Origin of the sequence: Pseudomonas moorei, assembly GCF_008801475.1 — a bacterium.
Classification (GTDB): Bacteria; Pseudomonadota; Gammaproteobacteria; order Pseudomonadales; family Pseudomonadaceae; genus Aquipseudomonas; species Aquipseudomonas moorei.
Genome location: NZ_VZPP01000001.1, coordinates 271,393 through 295,656 on the forward strand (window position 1 = coordinate 271,393; position 24,264 = coordinate 295,656).

Consider the following 24,264-nt stretch of genomic DNA (forward strand, 5'->3'; position numbering starts at 1 on the left):
CCATATGCAATACGTTCAGTTTTCTGATTCGTCCGAAGTTTCGGTTGTCTCCGTCTTTGGAAACCCGCAAGACCCCGGAGAATATCCGAATCAGGGTGAGGTCCAGGATGACGACCCGCGATATCTTGCGTTCATCAATCCGCCTCCAGACATGCTGGCGCTGCAAAGCGCAAAGCTTCAGGCGCTGACGCAGCTCACCGTGGCGCAGAAGCAGGCATTGGCCAACCGAATCAGCACCCTCAACGACGCCATTGATCTGGAGATGGCCACTCCAGAGGAAGAGGCGGAATTGCCGATTCGCACGGCTCAGCTCAAGCAATGGAAAACCTATGCAGTGCTGCTTGGCCGAGTTACCAGCCAGATCGGGTGGCCGCCTGAAGTGGTATGGCCTGCTCAGCCGGCGGCCGGCATGGACCTTACTGTCTCAGCGGTAGCACCCGACGCGGCATAGTCGCAACAGAACGCAAGCATCCCGCCATCGAGCGGGTATTTTTTTGCCTGGAGAAAAGCATGCCCATCACTGCGCAGCAGTTGCTGCAGATCCTCCCGAACGCCGGCACACAAGCCGGCGTTTTTGCGTCGGCGCTTAACTTGGCCATGGATCGGTTCCAGATCAACACCCGGCTGCGCATGGCGGCCTTCATTGCCCAGGTCGGGCATGAGAGCGGCCAGTTCCGGTATGTAAAGGAACTCGGCGGCGACCAGTACCTGAGCAAGTACGACACGGGCCCGCTGGCCAAACGGCTGGGCAACACACCAGAGGCTGACGGTGACGGTCAGAAGTACCGCGGTCGTGGCCTGATTCAGGTGACGGGTCACGACAACTACCTGGCGTGCAGCAAGGCACTGTTCGGTGATGACCGCCTGCTGCGTACGCCAGAATTGATCGAGCAGGCCGAGTGGGCCGCGAAGTCGGCGGCCTGGTTCTGGAATTCGCGCAACCTGAACGCCCTGGCTGATACCGGCGACTTTATTGGGGTGACCAAACGTATCAACGGCGGGGTGAACGGCCTGGCCGAGCGCCAAGCCTTCTACGCCACCGCGCTTAAGGTGCTGGCATGACGATCTGGCTGCGACTCCTTCCTTATATAGGTGCGCTGCTGATTGGCGCAGCTGGTTCGTGGATGTGGCAGGCCAACAGCTACGGCAAGATCATCTCCGATAACAAGGCAAGTTTTCAGACCGATCTGACATCTATCGCCAATGCCGGCGCAGCGCAGGCCAGACAGGCAGTGGAGAAGCAGCAAATTGCCGAGAAGGCCCGTGACGATATCGACGCCAAAGCCACGCAGGAGAAAACACATGACCTCGCTGAAAATGAAAAGTGGCGCCGCGCTGCTGCTGATTCTGCTCGCCGGCTGCGCATCGCGGGAAGTTGTCGTGCCAGTGGTGGGGACGTGTCCAGTACCGCCGGCGCCACCAGCCTGGGCGATGCAGGAACCGTCGAACTCTCTGCAGCTTCTGGATCAACTGTTTTCGATATCCGCGCCGGGATCATTGCCGATCAAGCAGCCCTGAAGGCGCTTCAGACGTATGTGATGAATGTGTGTCGATAGGGATTGTGTTCAGTCGGCAGAACGCCGCAGATGAGCGTTGATGAAGCGGGCCGGGCTGGATTACCACGGCCACGCTCGTGATACAGTGTTACTGACGCAAAACTGACGCATCAAGTTTGTTGGCAAGTTCGCGGAAGCGCTTGGCGAGTGCTTCGGTGAGAGCTATATCTGCGGCGTCCTCAATCTTTTTTGAGCCTTGATACTCGAAATTCTCAATCCACCGAACGACAAGATCACCAAGGTCGAAGCGAAGCACTTCGTTCTCGCAATTTTCATCGCAAGTGATAATGATCGTATCCGGAGATTCAACTGCCTTGCCGCCAGCCCCATCACTTTCTGGAGCCCACATCCATGGCAGATGCGCTGAATGATATTCCATCGTCGGTACCCCTAAAGTACGAGCCTAATTGAGGGTGCGGCAGATCGGTTAGGCGCCGATCGTTCGGGAGCTACCCTAGCCGCGAATTGATAGTAGCAGCAGCTCGATAAAAGTACATCATTTAGCACATCAAAATCATTGTTCCGCCTAGATTCCCAATAAACATTGGGAAAACAGGCTTGAGTTAGGTTCCGGCTTCGGGCACCATGAATATCAAGGGCTTGCATGACATACCTCATGCAAGCCCTTCTTTCTTTTTTCGCCATCAAAAAGTCTTTTCCGCATTCGCGCCCTGTAGCCGCCTTTGCCTGTCAGTCGTGCACCTGAAACTTTCCTTGGCATGCCCGGCCTGGCTCTGTTTAGTGACGCTTGAGCCCGCGCGGCGGCGTACTATAGGTTCAATACAGGAGATGGCATTCCTCCTTTAACCGCCTTGTGCTGATGATGCCTGCGTCAACCCTGGACAGGGAGCGTAGGCGTGCACCTGTCCTTCAACTCAGGACAGAATCATGACACCCATTCTTCAGCCAGCTTGCTCTCGTGCCACGCGGTTATTCGCATCCCCTCGGCCAGATCAGCCAGGAGGAGACCTGCAACCATGCTGAAATCACTCCTGGTTATTGCTGTCGGCGCATCACTTGGCGCCTGGCTTCGCTGGCTGCTGGGTATAAAGCTCAATGCGCTGTTCCCGACGATTCCTCCCGGCACTGTGGCGGCCAACATGGTCGGGGGCTACATCATCGGCTTCGCTATCGCGTTCCTGGCCGCATCCCCCTCCCTGAGCCCCGAGTGGCGTCTGCTGGTTATCACGGGTTTCTGTGGGGGACTGACTACCTTTTCCACGTTTTCAGCCGAAACAGTTGCCCTGATTCAGGAAGGCAGGCTCCTGTGGGCACTCGGCTCGGTTTCATTGCACGTCGTGGGCTCACTGGTGATGACCGCTGCCGGGCTCTTGACCTATCAAATGATTGGCATGCGGTGAGGAGATGAAAATGAACGGGTTCCTGGTGATTTTCTTTACTCAACAGAACCGCCGGTATCAGGGGAAAATGCTCGGCGACTGGATCGTTGATCTGGCGAAAGAAATGGGGCTGCGTGGCGCAACGTTGTCCACGGGCATTGAAGGTTTTGGACACACAGGTCGAATGCATTCCTCGCACTTTTTTGAGCTTGCGGATCAACCTACGGAGATTCGCATGGCTATCACCGAGGATGAATCTGAAAGGTTGTTCAGGAGGTTGGAGGTTGAGGACATTTCCGTGTTCTTCTTGAAAACGCCCATCGAAATGGGTTTCGCAGGAAGAAAGGCTGAATCGCTCCAGAGTTTCCAGGCACCCTGAATGCTCATTGCTTGACGTCGTTCAAACTCGACCGGTGAGGGCGATCCGCAAGCCACGTGCAGCCCGCCTTAGGCCCACGCTCTGTCGCAGAACCCTCTAGAGTTGATCTCAGATGGATTGGAGGATCAGCTTCCGGTCAGTCTCGAGAGGCACAAGCTCATGGTTCACACCCGACGCAGATTGATGTGGCATGGCATGTTTCTGTTCTTCCTGGGCCTGTGTACCGGCCTCGTCGAACAGCAATTCAGCAATCCGCGCATGGGGCTTACGGCGCACCTAGAGGGGGTGATGAACGGAATCCTGCTCTTGGCAGTCGGCGCGGTCTGGATGGAGGTGAATCTTTCTTCGCGCAACAAGGCGATTGCTTACTGGACGCTGCTTTACGGGGCCTATGCGAACTGGGCGGTCACGACACTGGCGGCCATTTTCGGCACGACCGCCATGTCGCCGTTCACCGGGGCAAGGCAGGCTGCCAACGTGTGGCAGGAGGGGCTGGTGACCGTCGGTTTTGCGAGTGTGGGGATCGCAATCATCATGGCGGCGCTGTTGCTGCTCTGGGGGTTACGCCAGCTACCACCCGTCAATAAATGAATCCACGCCTTCCGTGGAATGCATGCCCTGGCCGGCGACGTTCAGTTATCCGCATCGGCGGGGAAGGTGCCGGGAGCCTGACAAGCGGCAAAAATGAAAAAGCCCGACATCGGGGCCGGGCTCTCCAATACAAGCAGTTTTAACTCTTTGCGTCACCGGGCGGCGCTGACATGCGCCGATCCGGGCCTGCGGGATTGCCGCTGTTTATCAACCTTCTTTCCAGCAGAATATTTTGCAACGCTTCGCGGTCTGACGGGGTCAACTGGTGCTCTCGTGCTTTGAGTTCCAGCAGGATGGGGCTGGACCATTGACGATAGGTTTGTTCGGCACTACGAGTGGGTGACATCGGTTCCTCCTTGATCAGGCTCCTGTCAAAAAAGGTGTCGCAGTTCGATACGTCTGAGACCCTAGTCGAGGAAGCCGATTATCGCCAATGCAGCGCGTCGGACATCAGCTCCGGAGGTCTAAACGTTGACGGTGCTTTTCTGATCTGGCCGTTTGCGGGAGGCGACCGTGAGGGTGCGGGTGTTGTCCGATCCGATGAAAATCGGGCCGATTTTATAGGCCCGATGTGTGCGTCTAGACGAAAGCCTGACTGCCAAATCCCCGGGGCAGTCTTTGCCGTCCGGCCATGGCCGCCAACCGTTCGGTCCAGGCCTGGCGCCAGTCAGTGACGATATGCGCGACTTTGGCCTTGCGTGCGGCGCGACGTGCCGCGTTACGCTCGTTCCGGCGTGCTTCCTTGAAAACGTCGGTGTTGCGGCAGCTTCGGCATTTCACCCGGTTGAGTTCACGCGTGGAGGTGAGATTGCTTCCCTTGTGACCGCAGGCCAAATGCCCGCTGACTTTGAAGTGAGTGACCATTAGAACGTCTCCTTGGTGACGTGTAAGCGTTGGACCACTCACAACCAGGGACGTTCGGTATTTGCCGGAGCACAAAAAAATCCCGGCGCGTGGCTGGGTCGGGGAAAAGGCGGAAGGCGATCAGGCAGGCACGCGACCGGTGACGATGGCGTCGCCGATCATGCGTGCCGCGTCGGGCCGTGTTTTCGCATCGAGCGTCCAGATCGAATCATCTGAACCGGGGTAGCGGCGGGTCGACAGGTTTGAGCGACGACAGGGTGTTACGAATCAGCGGCGTATCCTTTTCGATGTCGTTCAGACGATCACGAATTCTGAGGGCTGTCGGATGTCCGCCTTGATGATCGACCCAGTCGGCGATTTCCTTGCACGCCGCAGCCAGGCGAACCTGGCGCGAATCAAGCAAGGTGAGCAGGGTGGTGATGGACTCTTTTTCGGACATGGGAAACACCTCCGCTTAAGAAACCTGGTAGTTAGCAGTAAAAAGCCCGCGGGAGGCGAGCTTTCTACCGACGGGGCGCTGATCCTTCAGCTCCTTTGAGTATAGACCCGTATGGGGCACGCTAGAGCGCGTCAGCCTTGACGGGCCATGACGTTTGACCTGGCATTGAGCTGTCGGCAAACGTGCCGGGCGTCTTCCTCGAGATCGTAACCGTCACCGATGAAACCGTGGGTTCGGGTATCGGCGATGCGATACCAGACGGCGGCGTCAGGGGGTAGGTGAGCGGTTTCTCCGGCCCGGCGGCCGTGAATGATGATCTTGTTGCATCGCTTCACGACGAAAATGTCTTCCATGGCGTCACCGCAGCTGATTCGTGTACAGATCAACTATAGAAGTCATTTGCAATCGTGCAAAAAATAGACAAGTCAATTCGTCGGTTCAGACACCCATTTCTCCAGCAACATGGCCAATCCGACTTCCTCGGCGCGCAGGCCTTTACGCATTCGTGGCTTCGGCAACTCAGCCAACGCACCCAATAGAAATCCTTCGAGCACCGCTGGATGGATATAGCACTTGCGGCACACTGCCGGCGTATTGCCTAACTGTCGTGCGACGTTTTTCACCATCTCCACCACATGTCGTTTCGCCTCCGATTCCGGTCGCCATTGCAACTCTCGCAACACCGCCAGGGCGAGCGCGCTGCCGGCCCAGGTGCGGTAGTCCTTGGCAGTGAAGTCGGCACCGGTCAGGGTTTGCAGGTAGGCGTTGACGTCGGAGGACGTGACGGTGTGTCGCTCGCCGTTTTCATCGAGGTACTGAAACAGGTTTTGTCCGGGGATCTCCTGGCAGCGCTTGATGATGCGTGCCAGTCGCCGGTCTTTCACGGTGATCTGATGTTCGACGCCACTTTTGCCACGGAACTGGAACAGGATTGCGCTGCCGTTGATCTCGACATGCCGGTTGCGCAGCGTGGTCAGGCCGTAGGAGCGGTTGTCCCGGGCATATTGAGTGTTGCCGACGCGGATCAGCGTGGCATCGAGCAAGGTGATGACCGTGGCCATGACCTTGTCGCGGCTGAAGCCCGGAGCGGCCAACAAGGCTTCCAGCTGTCTGCGCAGTTTCGGCAAGGCCAGGCCGAAATCCCGCAGGCGCGAATACTTGTCCAGATCGCGAACCTCACGCCAGCGCGGGTGATAGCGGTACTGCTTGCGACCCCGAGCGTCGCGGCCGGTGGCCTGCAGGTGCCCGCGCGGATCGGCGCAGATCCACACATCGGTGTAGGCCGGCGGCACTGCGAGGGCGTTGAGGCGCTGGATCTCGTCCGGCTCGGTGATGCGTTGTCCCGTCGGATCGAAATAGCAGAACTTGCCGCGCAGTTTCCTGCGGCTGATTCCCGGTTGGGTGTCATCGACATAGTGCAAGTCGGAAGGCAGCGCATCGGGCATGGCGATAGTCCTTGGCAAGAAGTCAGGGGGCCGTTACAGGCATTGACCCCACGCCGCTGCAGTCGTGCCAATGCCTTTACGCGAGCACCGCCACGGCTTTGATCTGTGCCCAGAGTTGCTGGCCGGGATGGACGTTCAACTGGTCGCGGGAGAAGCGGGTGATACGCGCCAGTAGCGGGGTCCCCGCCGCATCGACACGGATCAGCACATGGGCGGCATTGTCGGCGCCCAACTCGCTGACCACGGTGACCGGCAGGCGATTGAGGATGCTGCTTTGCTCGGCACTGTGCAGGCTCAGGCTGACATCCCGCGCCTGAACCTTGCAACGCAACGCCTGACCCGTGGCCATCGGCGTGTGCGCCACGCGAATGTTCAAGTCCGTGTCGGGCAGTTGCAGGGTGAGCAATTGATAGTCACTGTCGTAGGCACTGACGCTGCCTTCGATCACCACGCCGGCGTCGTCGCCCAGCGCCAGAGGCAAGTCCAGGCGCGCCAGGGTTTGGCCGATCGGGCCGCTGGCCAGCGCCTTGCCGTTGCTGAGCAGGACGAGGTGGTCGGTCAGGCGCGCCACTTCATCCTGGGAGTGGCTGACATACAACACCGGGATGTCCAGTTCGTTGTGCAGCCGTTGCAGGTAGGGGAGGATTTCGCTTTTGCGCTGGGCATCCAGCGCCGCCAGCGGTTCATCCATCAGCAACAGTTTCGGGCTGGTGAGCAGGGCGCGGGCGATGCCGACTCGCTGGCGCTCCCCTCCCGACAGGTGTTGTGGATGGCGATCCAGCAGGTGGCCGATGCCTAACAGTTCGGTTGCGTGGGCCATGTCGACCCGACGCTGCGGTTTCGGGATACGCTTGAGACCGAACGCCAGATTGCCCAGCACCGATAGATGCGCAAACAGGCTGGCCTCCTGAAACACGTAACCCAGGGCCCGCTTGTGCGGCGCCACGAAAATCTTCCTGTCGCTGTCCTGCCAGACTTCATCGTTGACCTGGATAAAGCCTTGATCGGCCTTTTCCAGACCGGCGATGCAGCGCAGGCAGGTGGTCTTGCCCGAGCCGGAATGCCCATACAGTGCCGTGACACCACGGCCGGGCAGTTGCAGGTCGACATCGAGGTGGAACCCCGGGTAAGTCAATTTCAGGCGCGTTTGAATCATCACTCAGCTCCAGCCTGCTTTGGTTTTACGGCTGGAGTACAGCGCCAGCAACACCGCGAAGGAGAACACCAGCATGGCCCCGGCCAGCCAATGGGCCTGGGCGTATTCCATGGCTTCGACGTGATCGTAGATCTGCACCGAGACCACCCGGGTTTTATCGGGAATGTTGCCGCCGATCATCAGCACGACGCCGAATTCGCCGACCGTGTGGGCGAAGCCGAGAATGGCTGCGGTGATGAAGCCGGGGCGGGCCAGGGGCAGAGTCACGCTGAAGAAGCTGTCCCAGGGATTGGCGCGCAGGGTCGCGGCCACTTCCAACGGGCGCGTGCCGATGGCGGAAAAAGCGTTTTGCAGAGGCTGGACCACAAACGGCATCGAGTACAGGACCGAACCGATGACCAACCCTGCAAAACTGAAGGTCAGGGTACCCAGCCCCAGTGATTGGGTGAGCTGGCCGACAAAGCCGTTTGGACCCAGCGCCAGCAACAGATAAAAGCCGATCACCGTGGGCGGCAGCACCAGGGGCAGGGCGACGATCGCCCCGACCGGGCCGCGCAGCCAGGATTGGGTGCGCGAGAGCCACAACGCAAGCGGAGTGCCGATCACCAACAGGATGACGGTCGTCAGGGACGCCAGTTTCAGGGTCAGCCAGATGGCGGAAAAGTCGGCACTCGATAGCGTCATTTAGAGTTGGTAACCGTAGGACTTGATGATGGCGGCGGCTTTTGGCCCTTTAAGGTAGTCAACCAGTGCCTTGGCAGCCGGATTGTCCTTGCCTTTGTTTAGGATCACCGCGTCTTGTTTGATCGGGTCGTGCAGGTTGGCCGGCACGATCCAGGCCGAACCGCTGGTGATTTTACCGTCCTTGTAAATCTGCGACAGCGCGACAAAGCCCAATTCCGCATTGCCGGTGGAGACAAACTGATAGGCCTGGGTGATGTTCTGGCCTTCAACGATCTTGTCCTTGACCTTGTCGGTCAGACCTTCCCTGGCCAGTACCTGGGTGGCCGCCAGGCCGTACGGCGCGGCTTTCGGATTGGCAATGGACAGATGCTGGTACTGGTTGTCGCTCAGGACCTTGCCCAGGGCATCGACATAGCCTTCCTTGGCCGACCACAACGCCAGGGTGCCGACAGCGTAGGTAAAGCGCGAGCCCTTGACCGTGTCGCCTTCGTCTTCGAGTTTTTTCGGAGTGGTGTCGTCCGCCGAGAGGAACACTTCGAACGGCGCGCCGTTCTTGATCTGGGTGTAGAACTGACCCGTCGCGCCGAAGGCGGTCACCAGCTTGTGACCGGTGTCCTTTTCGAAGTCTGCCGCGATTGCCTGGATCGGCGCGGTGAAGTTGGCTGCAACCGCCACCTGGACTTCGTCCGCGTGGGCAGAGCCAAAGGCGAATACAGCGAGAACGCTGGCCAGACAAGTGGGGGCAAAACGTGAGGCGCTAAGGGACATGAAACGGCTCCGTGACAGGCATTACAGAGAGGGGGTGGTAACGCTATATACGAGAATATATAGCGAAATGCCTGCCAACGGAATGAGTTGCACTGGACTGTGGTGAGGGAGCTTGCCCACTTCACCACAGATTTGTGTTGGCTTGAGGGATCGTCAGCGCCCAAGCAACTTGGCCAACCCTTCTTCGGCAAGCCGCCGGGTCAGCTCTGCCGTTGTCATTTCCTTCCCCAGCGGGAACGCCTGTCCGGCCCAGAGGTTGCTGAAATCCGCTTCGCCCTTCGCACGCAAAGGCATCAACGCGCCGCCGGCCAGCGGAAAGGCCGGCGCCTTGTCGCATATCGGCCCCAACTCGCGCATGACCCGATTGAGGATTCCGCGCGCCGGGCGTCCGGTGAAAATGTTGGTGACGGCGGTCTCGCTTTCCCTGGCGGTACGCAATGCCTGGTGATGAGACGCACTGACCTTGGCTTCCGAGGTGAACAGATAGGCCGTACCCACTTGTACCGCCGAAGCGCCCAACATGAAGGCGGCCGCGACGCCTCGTGCGTCGGCAATGCCGCCAGCAGCGATCACCGGTACCCGTACCGCATCGGCGACTTGTGGCACCAGGGCAAAGATCCCGACCTGGCTGCTCAGGTCATCACTGAGAAACATCCCGCGATGTCCTCCCGCTTCATAGCCCATGGCGATGATCGCATCGCAGCCATGCTGCTCAAGCCAGATGGCTTCTTCGACGGTGGTGGCCGAGGACACTACCTTTGCGCCGGTGGCTTTCACCCGATCCAGCAGGGATTGTTCCGGCAGACCGAAGTGGAAACTTACGACTTCGGGGCGAAATTCTTCGACCACCTCACAGGCTGCGTGATCGAAAGGCGCGCGGTTGGACACTGGCGTCGGCGCATCAAAGTCGACGCCCAGCTCCCGGTAGTAGGGCTCCAACAGGTTTTTCCAGTCTCGCGCGCGTTGCTCATCGGCAGCCGGCGGCTGGTGGCAGAAGAAGTTGACGTTGAACGGGCGCGCGCTGTGTTGACGAATGGTCGTCAGCTCCGCGCGCAATTGCTCGATGCTGAGCATGGCGGCGGGCATCGAGCCCAGGCCACCGGCATTGCTTGCCGCAATCACCATGGACGACTGGGTGGCACCGGCCATGGGGGCTTGAATAACGGGCAGTTCAATCCCGAACAGATCAAGAATACGCGTGTCTGGCCATGGGTTCATTTGGAAGGTCTCCGACGTTGAAACCGGGCAGGGCGGTTTAAGCGGTTTTGTAGCAGCAAAGGCTGACCCAAGGCCAGTCAAGTTTGCAGCTGAATCAGCGGCGACGCAGCCCGCCACCGGCGCCAAAAAGGTGATGGGTCAGGCATCGATTCGCGAGTTACCGGACGAGCCAGCCTGAACGCCAAAAAAAGCATGGCCGCAGGTCATGGAAAAAACCGGCGGTATTATGGATTGGCTTAAAGTCGAATGCGGCATTTTTTTACGATGTGGTATTTAATTCAAACCACAACGAGTGATCTCACCAGGAGGCAGTGATGTTCCAAGGTATTTTGATCGAGAAAGACGACAGCGGTTACCGCGCCGCGCTGCAGCAGATCGACGACAACCAGTTGCCTGAAGGCAATGTGACCGTGCGTGTCGACTACAGCACCCTGAACTTCAAGGATGGCCTGGCGATCACCGGTAGCAGCCCGGTGGTGCGAAAATTCCCGATGGTGCCGGGGATTGATCTGGCGGGTACCGTCGAAGTCAGCGAGCATCCGGATTACAAGGTGGGTGACAAAGTCCTGCTTAATGGCTGGGGGGTTGGCGAGGGGCACTGGGGTGGCCTGGCGCAGAAGGCGCGTCTGAATGGCGACTGGCTGATTCCGCTGCCCAAGGCGTTTACCGCTGCCCAGGCAATGGCCATCGGCACCGCGGGTTATACGGCCATGCTGTGCATTCTCGCGCTGGAGCATAACGGCGTGACCCCCGAGCAAGGCGAAATCCTGGTGACGGGCGCCAACGGCGGCGTAGGCAGTTTCGCCATCGCACTGCTGAGCAAACTGGGTTATCGGGTGGTGGCGTCCACCGGCCGTGTTTCGGAACACGACTACCTCAAGCAACTGGGGGCGAGCGAAATCATCGACCGCGCCACGTTGTCCGAGCCGGGCAAGCCCCTGGCCAAGGAACGCTGGGCCGCGGTCATCGATTCGGTCGGAAGCCACACCCTGGCCAATGCCTGCGCCAGCACCAAGGCCAACGGGACGGTCGCGGCCTGTGGTCTGGCGCAGGGCATGGACTTCCCGGCCTCTGTCGCCCCCTTCATCTTGCGTGGCGTGACCCTGGCGGGCATCAACAGCGTGACGCAACCCAAGGCCAAGCGCGTGCAGGCGTGGGACCGTCTGGCCAGGGATCTGGATTTTGCCCTGTTGCCGCTGATCAGCCATGAAATCGGGTTGAGCGAAGCGATTGAAGCGGCACCGCGCTTGCTCGCCGGCCAACTGCGGGGCAGGGTTGTCGTCGACGTCAATCGCTGACAAGGTGGGCGCCATTGCGGCTCGTGGGGGCCGCATACCTCACGACAGGGAGTGGCGCCTCAATGGAAATCAAACAGGTCTACGTGGCTCCGATGAACATTTCGGGGCTGAAGGTACGGACCTTCAACAGTGCGGAGCAATCGGCCGATACGGCGAAGATCGGTCCGATGTGGGGGCGTTTCTACAGCGAACGATTGTTTGAGCGCATTGCCCCGGAACAACCCGAATCAGCGGTCTACGGCGTGTATTCCGGGTACGAGTCGGATGCCGGCGGGGCATTCGATGTGACCGCCGGGATCGCCGTCACGACCCCGGTCCAAGGCTATGAGACGATCAGCATCGAAGCGGGCCAGTACCTGGTATTCGAAGGGAAGGGGCCGATGCCTGTTGCGGTTATCGAGGCCTGGCAACGCATCTGGGGTTATTTCCAGGCAAACCCGCAGATCCAGCGGCGCTACGCCACTGACTTCGAACGCTACAGCGCCGAGCAGGCCGTGGCGGTGTATATCGGCATCGTCTAGGGCTGCGCTTCCCGTTCCAGCAGTTGCCGCTTGCGCTCCACACCCCAGCGATACCCCGACAGATTGCCATCGCTGCGCACCACGCGGTGGCAGGGGATCGCGACCGCCAGGCTGTTCGCGCCACAGGCCTGAGCCACCGCGCGAACGGCTTTCGGCGCGCCGATTTGCCGGGCGATATCGGCGTAGCTGGCCGTGCTGCCCACGGGAATGTCCCGCAGGGCTTGCCACACCCGCTCCTGAAACGCCGTGCCACGAACATCCAAAGGCAAGTCCAGGCCGAGCGCCGGGGCCTCGATGAACCCTACGACCCTGGCGATCAGTTGCTCGAAGTCTTGATTGGCGCCAATCAGATTGGCCCGGCGGAACTTGTCCTGCAGATCGCAGACCAGTTGCTGCGGGTCGTCGCCCAACAGAATCGCGCACACCCCGCGTGCGCTTTGCGCCACCAGAATCGCGCCGAGGGAGCATTGGCCGACGGCAAAACGGATGTCATTGTTCTGGCCGGCGGCGCGGTAATCCGTGGGTTTCATGCCCAGCAGTTGATCCGCGGTTTCATAAAAGCGGCTGTTGGAGTTGAAACCGGCGTAGTACAACGCGTCGGTTACCGAACCGCCATCGGTCAAACGCTCCCGAACCCTGCGTGAACGATGCGCCGCCGCATAGCCCTTGGGTGTCAGGCCGGTGACCGCCTTGAATACACGATGGAAGTGAAAGCTGCTCAGGCCTGCGGCCGCGGCCAGTTCGTTCAATGCAGGCAGTTCTTGCGCGTTTTCGATCTGCCGGCAAGCGGCGGCCACGGTGGCGGCATGCTGCGCGGCCACGGCGCTTTGATCTTTCGCCGCGCGTTTGCTCGGACGATAACCCGCCGCTTGCGCCTGTTCGGCGGTATCGAAGAATTCGACATTCTGCGGCTTTGGTAAACGCGCCAGGCTGCTGGGGTTGCAGTAGATCCCGGTGGTTTTCACCGCATAAACAAACTGTCCGTCTGCCTGCGGGTCACGAGCGACGACGGCGGCCCAGCGAGGATCCTGTTCGGTGCTGATGTTTGGCGATTGGCTTGTCATGGCGGTATGTCCGTTGACCTGTTTGCGGCAGATTAACCACGTTGGAATGTCGTCACACTCCGCTGCTTGCGGTCAAATCCGAAAGATTCATCCTGCCGTGCGGAAGGTGAAGTTGATCCGTTGTTCACCCAGCAGTGAATGTTGGCCTTCCTTGATCGGCAGGACGCCGTGATATCGCAAGCGATCGACACCGCCCCAGACCACGATGTCGCCGTGCAGCAGCGGTACACGCTGGCTTTTGTCAGTGCGTTCAAAACCTCCGAAGAGGAACATGGCTGGCAACCCGAGCGATACCGAGACGATCGGCGCGGCGTAGGTGTTTTCGTTTTTGTCCTGATGCAATGACATTTTCGCCCCCGGGACGTATCGGTTGATCAGGCAGGAATCGGGGACAAAATCGCTGAATCCGGCCTCCCGCGCCGCGGCTTGTGCCAATTGCAAAAACACTTCCGGCATTTCCGGCCAGGGCTGGCCGGTCTGCGGGTCGTGGCGCGTGTAGCGATAACCGCTGCGGTCGGTGGTCCAGCCCAAATGGCCGCAACTGCTCAAGGCGACCGACATGGTAAAACCGCCAGGCGTGACCATCTGCCGAAACGGTGCCGCTGTCAGCACAGCCGCCAGTGCCGGCAGTAAACGCTCCAGCCAGGGCAGGGCATAGCCCCTCAAGACGTATGACTGTTCGCCAATCTGCTCGCGCCGGGGTTGCTGCACGGGCTCCGCGTCGGCGAACAGATCAAGGGTGGTCGGCTTCATGGTGTTCATAATGCGTCGTGGAAAATAATGCCTAGGGTATGCCGTTTTCCGCTGTGCAGGCGACTCACGCCGTGTCGCATCGTCACCCGGTAGTCGCCTCGGGTACCCTTGACCGGCCGTTGACTGACCGCAAAGATCACGCCATCACCTTTCCTCAGATCGATAACCTGTGGGCGTGACTGCATGCGTGGGCGCTGTTCGGTCAGCACGAATTCGCCGCCGGTGAAATCTTCCCCCGGGTCTGACAGCAAGATCGCCACTTGCAGCGGGAACACGCATTCGCCGTACAGGTCCTGATGCAAGCAGTTGTAGTCCTGGGGCCCATATTGCAGGAGCAATGGCGTCGGGCGTTGTTGGCCGGCAGCGTGGCAAAGGGCGAGGAAATCTTCATGGTCTTGAGGAAAACGGTTCGGCAACCCCATCCGTTCGTGCCAGCGATTGGCAATCGGGACCAGACGTGGATAGAGCGCCTTGCGCAATCGGGCAACGAGATCCGGCAACGGGTATCGGAAGTATTTGTACTCGCCACGGCCAAATCCGTGGCGAGCCATGATCACTTGCGAGCGAAAGGGCTCGGATCGAGGGTAGAGAGCGCTGATCGAGTCACAGGCATCAGGGTTCAACAGCGACCGCAGGACTGCGCAACCGTCCTGGTCGAGTTGCTGTTCCACTCGCGCCCAGTCGATGGACATGGTTCCGACTCCTTGAATAAAGGTGAGACGGCCAGTCTAAGGGGCGGTGATGGCGCGAACACTCCGACACTTGCGGTCGAATTTTCAACGCCGGGAGCAGACATCCATGTTGCCGCTCCCCTGGGCATTACAGCGCTTTGCTGACGCTGATATCGCTGATGACGTCTTCGCTCTGGCCGTGAATGGCGTCCAGCGCGGCTTTGGCCTCTTCCGGGGTGCCGTGTTCAAGCTGGGCAAATTCGAAGCGACGCTCGCCGTTGAGCTTGTATTTGATGACGTATTTGGTCGTTTGGGCCACGGTCATACCTGTCTGTGTGCGGACTGGGGGCACTCAGCTCAATTTCGAGCTGGAGCGGCGGATGATCTTGATCGAGTGAGTCAGGGTCGGTTTGCGGGTCACGCTGATCGCCCGGCGGTTGACCGTGTCGATAGTGATGTTCCAGAAACCGGTACTCGGCGCGGTGATGCGGGCCGGGAAGGTGTCGAACGCGCCACCGTGGTAGGTGTGACGGCCGCCATTCTTGAAGCTGCGGAAGTTGGCGTCGTTCATCAAGCGGATATTGCACATTTGGGAGCATTGGATGACGACGATGTCGTCTTCATTGAGGTGCTCGCGCTGGTGGATAAATTTCATGGGCGCCTCCAGAAGGGCTTTTTCTACAAAATCAAAACGATAGCAATGGGCGATTGGCGCAGTTTATCAGCCCGCAGGCGTTATTATCCGGTCGTTGACGCCCGATTTGGCAATAAAAAACTGATATCGGGCATTCCTTGGGCGTTAAATACAGTATGCCTTGGAGAAAAACAGCGTCTTTGCTGTCGGAGGGTCTTTATCGGAGGTTTTCTATGAAGTGGGGTGCGTGGGTCCTGCCGTTGTTTCTGGCAATCAGTGGTTGTGCAAGTGTCGCGGAGATCAGCGAGACCTTGCCCACCATGAACGTGATTTCAGGCAAGAAGCCCCACGAGTACGCGCAATGCTTGAGCGAAAAGCTCGCCAGCAGCCGTGGTGCCTTGCAGATCGAAACGCATAAGGATGACGTGCGGGTGATCGTGCCGCAGAAGTTCTCGTCGGGGCCGGCCGCGGTATTTGATATCGAACATCGTTCCGGCGGCAGCAGCATCAAGCTGCATGAACGTATGTCCAATGTGCCCCTGCGCCCACGGGATGTGCGCGATGCCGCCACCGTGTGCATTTCCGGCTGATACAATGCCGACAGTCAGCATCGATGCCGTCAAAGCAAGGCTTTGGCGGCATTGTCATTTCTGGAGTCGAGCATGAAGCGAGAGCAGGTACGGGAGCACCATGCACAGGGGCAAATCTCTGGCACCCATGTGATTCAGAACCCGGCGGATCGGGGGGAGTGGATCGTTTTTTTCAAGAAAAGCGGCGGCCGCAGCTTTTTTCTGGTGGATGACAACGATGAAGTCGAATCCTTTAGTCGCCTCGACGATCTGATCGAGACCGTGCGCGGCCTCGGCATCAAGTTCGCCGAAATCCACATGTAAGGCCAATGACCTTACTTGCAGACCACCACGACGCTGCGGTTCTTGTAGTTACCGACGTCGACACCCAGGGTTTTGTCGCTTTCCTTGGTCGCTGGCGTGCCATCGGTGCCCACGATCCGGTAACCGGTGCCGGCGCAGGAGGCGTCGGCCTTTTCGTAGCAGGTAGCCCAGGAGTTGGCTTCCCCGGAACAATCGATGGCCAGACCTTGTTCGCCGTCATTGAGGTACGTGGTTTGGGATGTTGCGCAGCCGCTCAGGGCCAGTATCGCAATCAGTGGCAAGAATTTAGTCATGTCGTTGTCATCGTCAAGGAGGTGGGCAAAGCTGTGACAGCGCCGGCGGCAAAAGGTTATAGCGATAGGCCACTTCTTGCCGAAATTCATAAGAAAGGTTCTTCACGCAATCCTGCGAAACAAAGCTAACGCAGTACAAGGAGCCCGCTTGCTGGCGATGCCCTCAAGTGCGCCGCGTTTATCCTGTTCAAGCGAGTTATCGTTGACGACCATCACCAGCAAGCTCGCTCCTAAAGAGAATGGTGCCCACGCTGCAATGCCCCTAAAAAAGCCCTGCACAATGGCAGGGCTTATGGGGCGCCTCGGGTGTCGATCAGCTCTTGTCCTTGCCGCGTCGCTTGGGTTCCGGGTGCTCCAGCTCCAGCACCGATGCCACTTCAATCGCCAGGGCTTCGGTCGCAAAGGGCCCGGCGATATTTTCACCGGCCACGCTGCCTACCCACCATTGTCCGTCCTTCGCCTTGTTGATCAGGAAACCGTTGACGCTCTTTGCTGCCGACATCTATCTGCCTCGTTGGCTGGTTCAATTGCGCCATGATAGCGCCAAATGCATGCAACGGGTGTCGATGGGCGTATGGTGGTGCGATTGCCGTTCGGTTGACAAACGTGCAAGTCTGACGGCGTCTGCTATCAATAACAGGCCGCCGGGCGATCGGCGCAGCTGTCTGCGGAACTATCCGCAAGAAAATTTCTCTATGATGGCATCGGTTAGCTGGTGCGGGGCATTGTAAGGTGCTCGCCGCCTGATTAGACTGCGCCGAAACTCGTACACACAGCCCTTTCAAGGACTTTTATGATCAAGAAATGCTTGTTCCCAGCAGCCGGTTACGGTACTCGCTTCCTGCCAGCGACTAAAGCCATGCCCAAAGAAATGCTGCCGGTGGTAAACAAGCCACTGATCCAGTACGGCGTCGAAGAAGCTCTGGACGCTGGTTTGACCGAAATTTCCATCGTCACCGGTCGCGGCAAGCGCGCCCTGGAAGACCACTTCGACATCAGCTACGAGCTGGAAAACCAGATCAAGGGCACCGACAAGGAGAAATACCTGGTCGGGATCCGCCGCCTGTTGGATGAGTGCTCGTTCTCCTACACGCGCCAGACGGAAATGAAAGGTCTGGGTCACGCCATCCTCACCGGTCGTCCGCTGATCGGCGACGAGCCTTTCGCCGTGGTATTGGCGGATGACCTGTGCGTCAACCTCGAAGGTGACGGCGTACTCAAGCAGATGGTCAAGCTGTACAAGCAGTATCGCTGCACCATCGTCGCGATCATGGAAGTAGATCCGCAAGAAACCAGCAAGTACGGCGTGATTGCAGGCGACCTGATCGGTGACGACCTGTACCGCGTGCGTAACATGGTCGAGAAGCCAAAACCGGAAGATGCTCCGTCGAACCTGGCGATCATCGGTCGTTACATCATGACGCCGGACATCTTCAGCCTGATCGAACAGACCGATCCAGGCAAAGGTGGCGAGATCCAGATCACTGACGCCCTGATGAAGCAGGCGCAGGATGGTTGCGTGATTGCCTACAAGTTCAAGGGCAAGCGTTTCGACTGCGGCGGCGCCGAAGGTTACATCGATGCCACCAACTTCTGCTTCGAGAACTTCTACAAGACTGGCAAGGCTTACTGATAGCGCCTTTGCTGCTTGTACTGAAAAGCCACCTTCGGGTGGCTTTTCATTTTCTGGCCCTAAATCGATAGCAGCGCTTGCCCAACCCATGGTGGCGGGTATGCTGATGGCCTGCCGAGGAGATAGAAAATGGCCTACGATTTTGACCTTTATGTGATTGGTGCCGGTTCTGGTGGTGTGCGGGCGGCTCGATTTTCAGCCGGTTTCGGCGCGAAAGTGGCCGTGGCCGAGAGTCGCTATCTGGGCGGCACGTGTGTCAACGTCGGCTGCGTGCCGAAAAAATTGCTGGTCTACGGCGCGCACTTCGCCGAAGACTTCGAGCAGGCTTCGGGCTTTGGCTGGACTCTCGATGAGGCGCAGTTCGATTGGGAGACGCTGATCGCCAACAAGGATCGCGAGATCAATCGCCTGAACGGTATTTACCGCAATTTGCTGGTCAGCAGTGGCGTGACCCTGCATGAAGGTCACGCCACGATCATCGATCCGCACACGGTCGAGATCAATGGCGAGCGCCACAGTGCCAAACACATCCTGATCGCTACTGGCGGCTGGCCGCAGATTCCGCAGATTCCGGGGCATGAGCACGCGATCAGCTCTAATCAGGCGTTTTTCCTGAAGGAACTGCCCAAGCGAGTGCTGGTGGTCGGCGGTGGCTACATCGCCGTCGAGTTCGCCGGGATCTTCCACGGACTGGGTGCGAAAACCACGTTGCTGTATCGCGGCGACCTGTTCCTGCGTGGCTTCGACGGTTCGGTGCGCAAGCATTTGCAGGAAGAGCTGACCAAGCGCGGCATGGATCTGCAATTCAACGCCGACATCGAGCGCATCGACAAACAAGCCGACGGCACTCTGAAGGTGACGCTCAAGGATGGCCGGCAACTGGAAGCCGACTGCGTGTTCTACGCCACCGGTCGTCGACCGATGCTGGACAACCTGGGGCTTGAAAACACCGGGGTGAAACTTGACGGGAAAGGCTTTGTTGAGGTGGACGAGCAGTATCAGACTGCTGAACCGTCGATTCTGGCGCTCGGGGATGTGATTGGCCGGGTGCAGCTGACGCCGGTGGCACTGGCCGAAGGCATGGCGGTAGCCCGTCGCCTGTTCAAGCCTGAGCAGTATCGTCCGGTGGATTACAAAATGATTCCGACGGCGGTGTTCAGCTTGCCGAACATTGGCACCGTCGGTTTGAGCGAAGAAGAAGCGCGTGACGCTGGGCACGATGTGGTGATCTTCGAAAGCCGCTTCCGGCCGATGAAGCTGACCCTGACCGAATGCCAGGAGCGCACGTTGATGAAACTGGTGGTGGATGCCGCGACCGACAAGGTGCTGGGCTGCCATATGGTCGGTCCGGAGGCGGGTGAGATCGTCCAGGGGCTGGCAATTGCCTTGAAAGCCGGCGCCACCAAGCGCCACTTCGACGAAACCATCGGCGTGCACCCGACGGCCGCCGAAGAGTTCGTCACCATGCGTACACCGGTCGCCGGTTAATCGTCCCTGGCGGTGTCTGGCGCTGTCGCAACGGCAGCCGCCAGACGCTCGCTTTCCTCCCGTTCTGCCTGCGCCTTGATCAATTCGATTTCCAGCGACTTGTTGATCTGCAGCTGTTCATCGACGTTCTGTTTCAGCGACTGACTTTCCAGCAGGGCGACGCGCAAGCGTTCCTGGAGGAGGGTGCGTTCGCCGTCAACCCGATTGGCCTGTTCCAGTAACTGATCCTGGCGACTGTTGCTCTGCTTGAGCTGTTCTTGCAGCAAGCTCAGCTCACGCAGGGTTCCCCGGTTCTCGGTCAACAGGCGCTCGTTGTTGCGGTGCAACTGGGTGATTTCGTCCTGGCGTACCAGAGCGCTTTGCTGGGCCTGGCGCAACTCCATCTGCAACTGCTGCACCTGGCTTTCATGGCGGCTGTGTTCCTGTTCACGCTGCTCCTTGACGGCACTGCGGTAGTGCTCGAGTGCGTCGCGGGCATGCAGGTGTTTCTCTTCGAGCGAGCGGATCTGCTCGTCCTTGTCTTGCAAGCGCAATTCGAAATCTGCCAGCGCCTGGTTCAGCCCGGCATTGCGGGTTTGTTCGGTCTGCAGCATGGATTGGGTGCTGTGCAGGGCCTCGGATTCCTGGGCCAGCGCCAGGCTCTGCAGTTCGTAGTGCTGCTGCAATTGCGTATTGGCCTGCTCGGCCTGTTGCAAGCGTGTTTCCAGGTCCTTGCGTTGCTGTTCGAACTGCTCGCGGGCCTGGTCGATAGGTTCCTGTGCCTGTTCCTTCAGGCGCTGCGCCAGCCGCGACACCAGGGCCAGCAACTCATCGTCGATAGGCACCGGTGCGTCTGTCTCCTCAGGTTGAGTGCCTTCACCCAATTCTTTCAGGTAGCGATGGATTGTGGTTTTCGAGCCGGTGTTGCCCATCTCGATTCGTACTGCATCGATGCTCGGGTTTTCGCCACGGGCGAGGATCGCCAGACGCGCGGCTTGGACCACTGCTTTGTTAACGCCGCCACGGGCCATGATTTCTCCTGCGATTTTGATGTGTGGTACGTAATGCCGTAATACACAGTGTACCATCGAAAAGAAAAAGATAAAAACAGCAACTAACTGACACGGGATATACTGGTATTACCCCGTGTGATAAGCAGAAATCCGCTTTTGCACCTGCAAAAGCAGTACGCATTCGAGAGTTGGAGCCATGAGTGAGCTGGACCGTTACCTGCAAGCGGCGACACGCGACAACACCCGTCGCAGCTATCGCGCCGCCATCGAACACTTCGAAGTCACTTGGGGCGGGTTCCTGCCGGCGACGGCCGACAGCGTGGCGCGCTATCTGGTGGCCCATGCCGGCGTGTTGTCGATCAACACCTTGAAGTTGCGGTTGTCGGCACTGGCGCAGTGGCACAACAGTCAGGGGTTTGCCGACCCGACCAAGGCGCCTGTGGTGCGCAAGGTGTTCAAGGGGATTCGCGCACTGCATCCGGCCCAGGAGAAACAGGCCGAGCCACTGCAACTGCAGCATCTTGAGCAAGTGATCGGCTGGCTGGAGCAAGAGGTGCAAGCGGCCAGGGCTAATGGCGATCGTCCGGGGCTGCTGCGTGCCAGGCGCGATACCGCGCTGATTCTGCTCGGCTTCTGGCGTGGCTTCCGTAGCGATGAGCTGTGTCGCCTCCAGGTCGAGCACGTGCAGGCCAGTGCCGGTTCGGGTATCAGCCTGTACCTGCCGCGCAGCAAGAGTGACCGGGAAAACCTCGGTCGGACCTACCAGACACCGGCATTGCAGCGGTTATGTCCGGTGCAGGCCTATATCGACTGGATCACTGAAGCGGCACTGGTCCGAGGTCCGGTTTTTCGCGGCATCGATCGCTGGGGGCATCTGAGCGAGGAGGGCTTGCACGCCAACAGCGTCATTCCGCTGCTGCGTCAGGCGTTGGGGCGTGCGGGCATTGCGGCCGAGCTCTATACCAGTCACTCGTTACGCCGTGGTTTTGCTTCGTGGGCGCATCAGAGTGGCTGGGATTTGAAGTCGTTGATGAGCTATGTGGGGTGGAAGGACATGAAATCCGCCATGCGCTACATCGAAGCCAGTCCGTTCCTGGGCATGGCCCGCCTCTCGGAAAAGCCGCTGGAGCCGTAAATTCGGTTTTCTTCTATTAATAACGTTGGCTAATAGCGAAAGCCAATCAGCGGCATGAGGTTTGCCAATGAGCCAACCGTCCGTCGAGTGAGTAAAGTTCTCTCCATCAACTTCTTAACCCCTGACGGAGAGTCAACGATGCCTATCATCAACAGCCAAGTTAAACCGTTCAAAGCGACCGCTTACAAAAACGGCGATTTCGTACAAGTCTCGGACGCTGACCTGAAAGGCAAGTGGTCTGTTGTTTTCTTCTACCCGGCTGACTTCACCTTCGTTTGCCCAACCGAACTGGAAGACCTGGCCGACAACTACGACGCCTTCCAGAAGCTGGGCGTCGAGATCTACAGCGTTTCCACCGACACTCATTTTGCCCACGCGGCCTGGCACAACACCTCGCCAGCCATTGGCAAAATCCAGTACACCATGATCGGCGACCCGACCCACGCCATCTCCCGCAACTTCGACGTACTGATCGAAGAAGCCGGTCTGGCTGACCGTGGCACCTTCGTGATCAACCCTGAAGGCCAGATCAAGATCGTCGAGCTGAACGACGGTGGTGTAGGCCGTGACGCTTCCGAGCTGCTGCGCAAGATCAAGGCTGCCCAGTACGTCGCAGCTCACCCAGGCCAGGTTTGCCCGGCCAAGTGGAAAGAAGGCGAGGCCACTCTGGCTCCGTCCCTGGACCTGGTCGGCAAGATCTAAGTCTGTGACGCGTTTCATCAGGGCGGACTTCCGCACCTTCTAAGCAAGCTGCACCGCCCAATAAAAACGCCCGGGCGAGATTCGCTCGGGCGTTTTTTTATGTCTGTAAATACAAAGGAAATCGCCCGTATGTTGGACGCCAATCTTAAAGCCCAGTTGAAATCGTACCTGGAACGGGTCACCCAGCCGATCGAGATCGTTGCCTCCCTCGACGACGGTGCGAAATCCCGGGAAATGCTTGAACTGTTGAAAGACGTTGCCAGTCTTTCCACCCAGATTACCTTGCTCGACAACGGTGACGATGCACGCAAGCCATCGTTCTCGATCAATCGCCCGGGCGCCGATATCAGCCTGCGTTTCGCCGGCATCCCCATGGGCCATGAATTCACTTCGCTGGTATTGGCCTTGCTGCAAGTCGGCGGTCACCCGTCGAAGGCCAGTGTCGAAGTGATCGAACAGATCCGCTCGCTCAAAGGCGAGTTCAATTTCGAGACTTATTTCTCGCTGTCCTGCCAGAACTGCCCGGACGTGGTCCAGGCACTGAACCTGATGGCGGTGTTGAACCCGAACATCCGCCATGTCGCCATCGACGGCGCGCTGTTCCAGGCTGAGGTCGATGAGCGCCAGATCATGGCGGTGCCCAGCATCTACCTCAACGGCGTGAACTTCGGCCAGGGCCGCATGGGCCTGGAAGAAATTCTCGCGAAGATCGACACCAGTGGCATCGAGCGGCAGGCCGAGAAGATCAGCGCCAAGCAAGCCTTTGACGTGCTGGTGGTTGGCGGTGGTCCGGCCGGTGCTTCGGCGGCGATCTACGCAGCCCGCAAAGGCATTCGTACCGGCGTGGCGGCGGAGCGTTTTGGCGGGCAGGTGCTGGACACCATGGCCATCGAAAACTTCATCTCAGTGCAGGAAACCGAAGGGCCGAAACTGGCGGTGGCGCTGGAAGAACACGTCAAGCAGTACGACGTGGACATCATGAACCTGCAGCGTGCCGACAAGTTGGTAGCGGGCAAGGACGGTGAGCTGCACGAGGTGCATTTCGCCAGCGGTGCGAAGCTCAGAGCCAAGACCGTGATTCTGGCGACCGGCGCGCGCTGGCGGGAAATGAACGTGCCGGGTGAGCAGCAGTATCGCAACAAAGGCGTGGCGTACTGCCCGCACTGCGATGGCCCGCTGTTCAAGGGCAAGCGTGTGGCGGTGATTGGTGGCGGTAACTCCGGTGTCGAAGCGGCTATCGACCTGGCGGGTATCGTCTCCCACGTGACGCTGCTGGAGTTCGACGTGCAGCTGCGCGCGGACGCAGTCTTGCAGCGCAAGTTGCACAGCCTGCCCAACGTCACCGTGATTACCAGCGCGCAAACCACTGAAGTCACCGGCGACGGGCAGAAAGTCAACGGCCTGCGCTACAAGGATCGTCAGAGTGATGAGCTGCGGACGGTGGACCTGGAGGGGATCTTCGTGCAGATCGGTCTGCTGCCCAACACCGATTGGCTCAAGGGCACCATCGAGTTGTCGCCGCGCGGCGAGATCATCGTCGATGCCCGTGGCGAGACCTCGGCACCGGGCATATTCGCCGCTGGCGACGTGACGACCGTGCCGTACAAGCAGATCGTGATTGCCGTGGGTGAGGGCGCCAAGGCTTCCCTGAGTGCATTCGATCACCTGATCCGCACGTCCGCCCCGGCATAAACCGCGGCGCTGAAAACACGAAACCCCATGAGTGATCATGGGGTTTTTATGCAGT

The 24,264-nt window shown here is 59.1% G+C and carries 33 protein-coding genes and 1 riboswitch; of the genes, 15 read left to right on the forward strand and 18 right to left on the reverse strand.

Annotated elements, in window-relative coordinates; all coding sequences use genetic code 11:
- Positions 1-4 precede the first annotated feature (4 nt).
- Genes F7R06_RS01355 through F7R06_RS01365 form a run of 3 tightly spaced genes read left to right on the forward strand, consistent with a single transcriptional unit; the run spans position 5 to position 1,556 of the window.
- Positions 5-451 carry a tail fiber assembly protein gene (locus F7R06_RS01355; RefSeq protein WP_090322315.1) on the forward strand — a complete coding sequence of 149 codons (447 nt, stop codon included), beginning with the start codon at positions 5-7 and terminating at the stop codon, positions 449-451.
- A gap of 59 nt (positions 452-510) precedes the next feature.
- Positions 511-1,062, forward strand: coding sequence for a glycoside hydrolase family 19 protein (locus F7R06_RS01360; RefSeq protein ID WP_090322311.1), 552 nt, complete (start codon positions 511-513; stop codon positions 1,060-1,062).
- Positions 1,059-1,556: a lysis system i-spanin subunit Rz gene (locus tag F7R06_RS01365; protein ID WP_139204793.1), complete on the forward strand. Its 498-nt coding sequence runs from the start codon at positions 1,059-1,061 to the stop codon at positions 1,554-1,556. Before F7R06_RS01360 ends, F7R06_RS01365 begins: the two co-directional genes overlap by 4 nt.
- A gap of 88 nt (positions 1,557-1,644) precedes the next feature.
- On the opposite strand, the gene F7R06_RS01370 is transcribed toward F7R06_RS01365, so the two are convergent.
- Positions 1,645-1,935, reverse strand: a complete 291-nt coding sequence (locus F7R06_RS01370; protein ID WP_139204792.1) for a hypothetical protein — start codon at positions 1,933-1,935, stop codon at positions 1,645-1,647.
- Between the two features lie 397 nt (positions 1,936-2,332).
- A riboswitch (Fluoride riboswitch) is annotated at positions 2,333-2,393 on the forward strand.
- 140 nt (positions 2,394-2,533) lie between these two features.
- Between F7R06_RS01370 and crcB the strand changes: the two genes are divergently transcribed.
- The 3 genes from crcB (at position 2,534) to F7R06_RS01385 (ending at position 3,866) form a co-directional block, all read left to right on the forward strand.
- Positions 2,534-2,917, forward strand: a complete 384-nt coding sequence (gene crcB, locus F7R06_RS01375) for a fluoride efflux transporter CrcB (protein ID WP_090322306.1) — start codon at positions 2,534-2,536, stop codon at positions 2,915-2,917.
- 10 nt (positions 2,918-2,927) lie between these two features.
- Positions 2,928-3,275 (forward strand): DUF190 domain-containing protein, encoded by a 348-nt coding sequence (locus tag F7R06_RS01380; protein ID WP_090322304.1) that lies wholly within the window; start codon positions 2,928-2,930, stop codon positions 3,273-3,275.
- Between the two features lie 195 nt (positions 3,276-3,470).
- Positions 3,471-3,866, forward strand: a complete 396-nt coding sequence (locus F7R06_RS01385; protein WP_245706697.1) for a styrene oxide isomerase — start codon at positions 3,471-3,473, stop codon at positions 3,864-3,866.
- A 139-nt stretch (positions 3,867-4,005) separates the two neighbouring features.
- Here F7R06_RS01385 and F7R06_RS01390 read toward each other — a convergent pair whose 3' ends face one another.
- The 9 genes from F7R06_RS01390 to F7R06_RS01430 all read right to left on the reverse strand — a co-directional run bounded on the left by F7R06_RS01390 (position 4,006) and on the right by F7R06_RS01430 (position 10,440).
- On the reverse strand, positions 4,006-4,212 hold the full coding sequence (locus F7R06_RS01390; protein WP_090322301.1) for a hypothetical protein: 207 nt from the start codon (positions 4,210-4,212) through the stop codon (positions 4,006-4,008).
- Between the two features lie 233 nt (positions 4,213-4,445).
- Positions 4,446-4,730, reverse strand: coding sequence for a hypothetical protein (locus tag F7R06_RS01395; RefSeq protein WP_090322299.1), 285 nt, complete (start codon positions 4,728-4,730; stop codon positions 4,446-4,448).
- A gap of 208 nt (positions 4,731-4,938) precedes the next feature.
- Positions 4,939-5,169 carry a hypothetical protein gene (locus F7R06_RS01400; protein WP_008055683.1) on the reverse strand — a complete coding sequence of 77 codons (231 nt, stop codon included), beginning with the start codon at positions 5,167-5,169 and terminating at the stop codon, positions 4,939-4,941.
- A 131-nt stretch (positions 5,170-5,300) separates the two neighbouring features.
- Positions 5,301-5,522 carry a hypothetical protein gene (locus F7R06_RS01405; protein WP_090322297.1) on the reverse strand — a complete coding sequence of 74 codons (222 nt, stop codon included), beginning with the start codon at positions 5,520-5,522 and terminating at the stop codon, positions 5,301-5,303.
- Between the two features lie 72 nt (positions 5,523-5,594).
- Complete coding sequence (locus F7R06_RS01410) at positions 5,595-6,614, reverse strand: DNA topoisomerase IB (RefSeq protein WP_425415203.1); 1,020 nt, start codon at positions 6,612-6,614, stop codon at positions 5,595-5,597.
- A gap of 76 nt (positions 6,615-6,690) precedes the next feature.
- Complete coding sequence (gene modC / locus F7R06_RS01415; protein ID WP_090322292.1) at positions 6,691-7,770, reverse strand: molybdenum ABC transporter ATP-binding protein; 1,080 nt, start codon at positions 7,768-7,770, stop codon at positions 6,691-6,693.
- A gap of 3 nt (positions 7,771-7,773) precedes the next feature.
- A complete protein-coding gene (modB, locus tag F7R06_RS01420) occupies positions 7,774-8,454 on the reverse strand; it encodes a molybdate ABC transporter permease subunit (protein ID WP_090322290.1) in 681 nt (226 codons plus the stop codon).
- A complete protein-coding gene (modA, locus tag F7R06_RS01425; RefSeq protein ID WP_090322287.1) occupies positions 8,455-9,222 on the reverse strand; it encodes a molybdate ABC transporter substrate-binding protein in 768 nt (255 codons plus the stop codon).
- Positions 9,223-9,375: 153 nt separating this feature from the next.
- Positions 9,376-10,440, reverse strand: a complete 1,065-nt coding sequence (locus F7R06_RS01430; protein WP_090322284.1) for an NAD(P)H-dependent flavin oxidoreductase — start codon at positions 10,438-10,440, stop codon at positions 9,376-9,378.
- A gap of 314 nt (positions 10,441-10,754) precedes the next feature.
- Between F7R06_RS01430 and acuI the strand changes: the two genes are divergently transcribed.
- The gene (gene acuI / locus F7R06_RS01435) at positions 10,755-11,738 is read left to right on the forward strand and encodes an acrylyl-CoA reductase (NADPH) (protein WP_090322281.1); all 984 of its coding nucleotides are present in this window, start codon (positions 10,755-10,757) and stop codon (positions 11,736-11,738) included.
- Positions 11,739-11,800: 62 nt separating this feature from the next.
- Entirely contained in the window at positions 11,801-12,259 is a 459-nt protein-coding gene (locus F7R06_RS01440) for a GyrI-like domain-containing protein (protein WP_090322279.1), read from the forward strand.
- Here F7R06_RS01440 and ada read toward each other — a convergent pair.
- The 5 genes from ada to F7R06_RS01460 all read right to left on the reverse strand — a co-directional run bounded on the left by ada (position 12,256) and on the right by F7R06_RS01460 (position 15,402).
- Positions 12,256-13,323, reverse strand: a complete 1,068-nt coding sequence (ada, locus tag F7R06_RS01445) for a bifunctional DNA-binding transcriptional regulator/O6-methylguanine-DNA methyltransferase Ada (RefSeq protein WP_090322277.1) — start codon at positions 13,321-13,323, stop codon at positions 12,256-12,258. The two genes, F7R06_RS01440 and ada, sit on opposite strands and share 4 nt — an antisense overlap.
- Positions 13,324-13,410: 87 nt before the next feature.
- A complete protein-coding gene (gene alkB, locus F7R06_RS01450; protein ID WP_090327340.1) occupies positions 13,411-14,076 on the reverse strand; it encodes a DNA oxidative demethylase AlkB in 666 nt (221 codons plus the stop codon).
- Positions 14,077-14,081: 5 nt separating this feature from the next.
- Entirely contained in the window at positions 14,082-14,768 is a 687-nt protein-coding gene (locus tag F7R06_RS01455; RefSeq protein ID WP_090322274.1) for a 2OG-Fe(II) oxygenase, read from the reverse strand.
- A gap of 127 nt (positions 14,769-14,895) precedes the next feature.
- Positions 14,896-15,066 carry a hypothetical protein gene (locus F7R06_RS30695; RefSeq protein WP_090327338.1) on the reverse strand — a complete coding sequence of 57 codons (171 nt, stop codon included), beginning with the start codon at positions 15,064-15,066 and terminating at the stop codon, positions 14,896-14,898.
- A gap of 33 nt (positions 15,067-15,099) precedes the next feature.
- The gene (locus F7R06_RS01460; RefSeq protein ID WP_057400164.1) at positions 15,100-15,402 is read right to left on the reverse strand and encodes a DUF1883 domain-containing protein; all 303 of its coding nucleotides are present in this window, start codon (positions 15,400-15,402) and stop codon (positions 15,100-15,102) included.
- A gap of 212 nt (positions 15,403-15,614) precedes the next feature.
- On the opposite strand from F7R06_RS01460, the gene F7R06_RS01465 reads away from it, so the two are divergent.
- Both F7R06_RS01465 and F7R06_RS01470 read left to right on the forward strand, forming a co-directional pair.
- Positions 15,615-15,971 (forward strand): hypothetical protein, encoded by a 357-nt coding sequence (locus F7R06_RS01465; RefSeq protein ID WP_090322272.1) that lies wholly within the window; start codon positions 15,615-15,617, stop codon positions 15,969-15,971.
- A 72-nt stretch (positions 15,972-16,043) separates the two neighbouring features.
- Complete coding sequence (locus F7R06_RS01470; protein WP_090322271.1) at positions 16,044-16,274, forward strand: hypothetical protein; 231 nt, start codon at positions 16,044-16,046, stop codon at positions 16,272-16,274.
- A gap of 11 nt (positions 16,275-16,285) precedes the next feature.
- Here F7R06_RS01470 and F7R06_RS01475 read toward each other — a convergent pair whose 3' ends face one another.
- On the reverse strand, positions 16,286-16,567 hold the full coding sequence (locus F7R06_RS01475; RefSeq protein WP_090327335.1) for a hypothetical protein: 282 nt from the start codon (positions 16,565-16,567) through the stop codon (positions 16,286-16,288).
- Positions 16,568-16,880: 313 nt separating this feature from the next.
- Positions 16,881-17,069: a hypothetical protein gene (locus F7R06_RS01480; protein ID WP_090322268.1), complete on the reverse strand. Its 189-nt coding sequence runs from the start codon at positions 17,067-17,069 to the stop codon at positions 16,881-16,883.
- Between the two features lie 291 nt (positions 17,070-17,360).
- On the opposite strand from F7R06_RS01480, the gene galU reads away from it, so the two are divergent.
- Together galU and gorA are read left to right on the forward strand one after the other, a co-directional pair.
- Positions 17,361-18,200, forward strand: coding sequence for a UTP--glucose-1-phosphate uridylyltransferase GalU (galU, locus tag F7R06_RS01485; protein ID WP_047529432.1), 840 nt, complete (start codon positions 17,361-17,363; stop codon positions 18,198-18,200).
- 129 nt (positions 18,201-18,329) lie between these two features.
- Positions 18,330-19,688 (forward strand): glutathione-disulfide reductase, encoded by a 1,359-nt coding sequence (gene gorA, locus F7R06_RS01490; protein ID WP_090322267.1) that lies wholly within the window; start codon positions 18,330-18,332, stop codon positions 19,686-19,688.
- Here gorA and F7R06_RS01495 read toward each other — a convergent pair.
- Entirely contained in the window at positions 19,685-20,698 is a 1,014-nt protein-coding gene (locus F7R06_RS01495; RefSeq protein WP_090322265.1) for a DNA-binding protein, read from the reverse strand. The two genes, gorA and F7R06_RS01495, sit on opposite strands and share 4 nt — an antisense overlap.
- 178 nt (positions 20,699-20,876) lie before the next feature.
- Between F7R06_RS01495 and F7R06_RS01500 the strand changes: the two genes are divergently transcribed.
- The 3 genes from F7R06_RS01500 to ahpF all read left to right on the forward strand — a co-directional run bounded on the left by F7R06_RS01500 (position 20,877) and on the right by ahpF (position 24,209).
- Positions 20,877-21,815: a site-specific integrase gene (locus F7R06_RS01500; RefSeq protein WP_090322263.1), complete on the forward strand. Its 939-nt coding sequence runs from the start codon at positions 20,877-20,879 to the stop codon at positions 21,813-21,815.
- Positions 21,816-21,953: 138 nt separating this feature from the next.
- Positions 21,954-22,517: an alkyl hydroperoxide reductase subunit C gene (gene ahpC / locus F7R06_RS01505; protein ID WP_008155117.1), complete on the forward strand. Its 564-nt coding sequence runs from the start codon at positions 21,954-21,956 to the stop codon at positions 22,515-22,517.
- Positions 22,518-22,646: 129 nt separating this feature from the next.
- Positions 22,647-24,209: an alkyl hydroperoxide reductase subunit F gene (gene ahpF, locus F7R06_RS01510; protein ID WP_090322261.1), complete on the forward strand. Its 1,563-nt coding sequence runs from the start codon at positions 22,647-22,649 to the stop codon at positions 24,207-24,209.
- The last annotated feature ends 55 nt before the right edge of the window (positions 24,210-24,264 follow it).

What these genes read in the sequence shown, in the direction of transcription:
- F7R06_RS01355 (WP_090322315.1), top strand. Translation starts at nt 5, where the DNA reads ATGCAATACGTTCAGTTTTCTGATTCGTCCGAAGTTTCGGTTGTCTCC.
- F7R06_RS01360 (WP_090322311.1), top strand. Translation starts at nt 511, where the DNA reads ATGCCCATCACTGCGCAGCAGTTGCTGCAGATCCTCCCGAACGCCGGC.
- F7R06_RS01365 (WP_139204793.1), top strand. Translation starts at nt 1,059, where the DNA reads ATGACGATCTGGCTGCGACTCCTTCCTTATATAGGTGCGCTGCTGATT.
- F7R06_RS01370 (WP_139204792.1), bottom strand. Translation starts at nt 1,935, where the DNA reads ATGGAATATCATTCAGCGCATCTGCCATGGATGTGGGCTCCAGAAAGT.
- crcB (WP_090322306.1), top strand. Translation starts at nt 2,534, where the DNA reads ATGCTGAAATCACTCCTGGTTATTGCTGTCGGCGCATCACTTGGCGCC.
- F7R06_RS01380 (WP_090322304.1), top strand. Translation starts at nt 2,928, where the DNA reads ATGAACGGGTTCCTGGTGATTTTCTTTACTCAACAGAACCGCCGGTAT.
- F7R06_RS01385 (WP_245706697.1), top strand. Translation starts at nt 3,471, where the DNA reads ATGTTTCTGTTCTTCCTGGGCCTGTGTACCGGCCTCGTCGAACAGCAA.
- F7R06_RS01390 (WP_090322301.1), bottom strand. Translation starts at nt 4,212, where the DNA reads ATGTCACCCACTCGTAGTGCCGAACAAACCTATCGTCAATGGTCCAGC.
- F7R06_RS01395 (WP_090322299.1), bottom strand. Translation starts at nt 4,730, where the DNA reads ATGGTCACTCACTTCAAAGTCAGCGGGCATTTGGCCTGCGGTCACAAG.
- F7R06_RS01400 (WP_008055683.1), bottom strand. Translation starts at nt 5,169, where the DNA reads ATGTCCGAAAAAGAGTCCATCACCACCCTGCTCACCTTGCTTGATTCG.
- F7R06_RS01405 (WP_090322297.1), bottom strand. Translation starts at nt 5,522, where the DNA reads ATGGAAGACATTTTCGTCGTGAAGCGATGCAACAAGATCATCATTCAC.
- F7R06_RS01410 (WP_425415203.1), bottom strand. Translation starts at nt 6,614, where the DNA reads ATGCCCGATGCGCTGCCTTCCGACTTGCACTATGTCGATGACACCCAA.
- modC (WP_090322292.1), bottom strand. Translation starts at nt 7,770, where the DNA reads ATGATTCAAACGCGCCTGAAATTGACTTACCCGGGGTTCCACCTCGAT.
- modB (WP_090322290.1), bottom strand. Translation starts at nt 8,454, where the DNA reads ATGACGCTATCGAGTGCCGACTTTTCCGCCATCTGGCTGACCCTGAAA.
- modA (WP_090322287.1), bottom strand. Translation starts at nt 9,222, where the DNA reads ATGTCCCTTAGCGCCTCACGTTTTGCCCCCACTTGTCTGGCCAGCGTT.
- F7R06_RS01430 (WP_090322284.1), bottom strand. Translation starts at nt 10,440, where the DNA reads ATGAACCCATGGCCAGACACGCGTATTCTTGATCTGTTCGGGATTGAA.
- acuI (WP_090322281.1), top strand. Translation starts at nt 10,755, where the DNA reads ATGTTCCAAGGTATTTTGATCGAGAAAGACGACAGCGGTTACCGCGCC.
- F7R06_RS01440 (WP_090322279.1), top strand. Translation starts at nt 11,801, where the DNA reads ATGGAAATCAAACAGGTCTACGTGGCTCCGATGAACATTTCGGGGCTG.
- ada (WP_090322277.1), bottom strand. Translation starts at nt 13,323, where the DNA reads ATGACAAGCCAATCGCCAAACATCAGCACCGAACAGGATCCTCGCTGG.
- alkB (WP_090327340.1), bottom strand. Translation starts at nt 14,076, where the DNA reads ATGAAGCCGACCACCCTTGATCTGTTCGCCGACGCGGAGCCCGTGCAG.
- F7R06_RS01455 (WP_090322274.1), bottom strand. Translation starts at nt 14,768, where the DNA reads ATGTCCATCGACTGGGCGCGAGTGGAACAGCAACTCGACCAGGACGGT.
- F7R06_RS01460 (WP_057400164.1), bottom strand. Translation starts at nt 15,402, where the DNA reads ATGAAATTTATCCACCAGCGCGAGCACCTCAATGAAGACGACATCGTC.
- F7R06_RS01465 (WP_090322272.1), top strand. Translation starts at nt 15,615, where the DNA reads ATGAAGTGGGGTGCGTGGGTCCTGCCGTTGTTTCTGGCAATCAGTGGT.
- F7R06_RS01470 (WP_090322271.1), top strand. Translation starts at nt 16,044, where the DNA reads ATGAAGCGAGAGCAGGTACGGGAGCACCATGCACAGGGGCAAATCTCT.
- F7R06_RS01475 (WP_090327335.1), bottom strand. Translation starts at nt 16,567, where the DNA reads ATGACTAAATTCTTGCCACTGATTGCGATACTGGCCCTGAGCGGCTGC.
- F7R06_RS01480 (WP_090322268.1), bottom strand. Translation starts at nt 17,069, where the DNA reads ATGTCGGCAGCAAAGAGCGTCAACGGTTTCCTGATCAACAAGGCGAAG.
- galU (WP_047529432.1), top strand. Translation starts at nt 17,361, where the DNA reads ATGATCAAGAAATGCTTGTTCCCAGCAGCCGGTTACGGTACTCGCTTC.
- gorA (WP_090322267.1), top strand. Translation starts at nt 18,330, where the DNA reads ATGGCCTACGATTTTGACCTTTATGTGATTGGTGCCGGTTCTGGTGGT.
- F7R06_RS01495 (WP_090322265.1), bottom strand. Translation starts at nt 20,698, where the DNA reads ATGGCCCGTGGCGGCGTTAACAAAGCAGTGGTCCAAGCCGCGCGTCTG.
- F7R06_RS01500 (WP_090322263.1), top strand. Translation starts at nt 20,877, where the DNA reads ATGAGTGAGCTGGACCGTTACCTGCAAGCGGCGACACGCGACAACACC.
- ahpC (WP_008155117.1), top strand. Translation starts at nt 21,954, where the DNA reads ATGCCTATCATCAACAGCCAAGTTAAACCGTTCAAAGCGACCGCTTAC.
- ahpF (WP_090322261.1), top strand. Translation starts at nt 22,647, where the DNA reads ATGTTGGACGCCAATCTTAAAGCCCAGTTGAAATCGTACCTGGAACGG.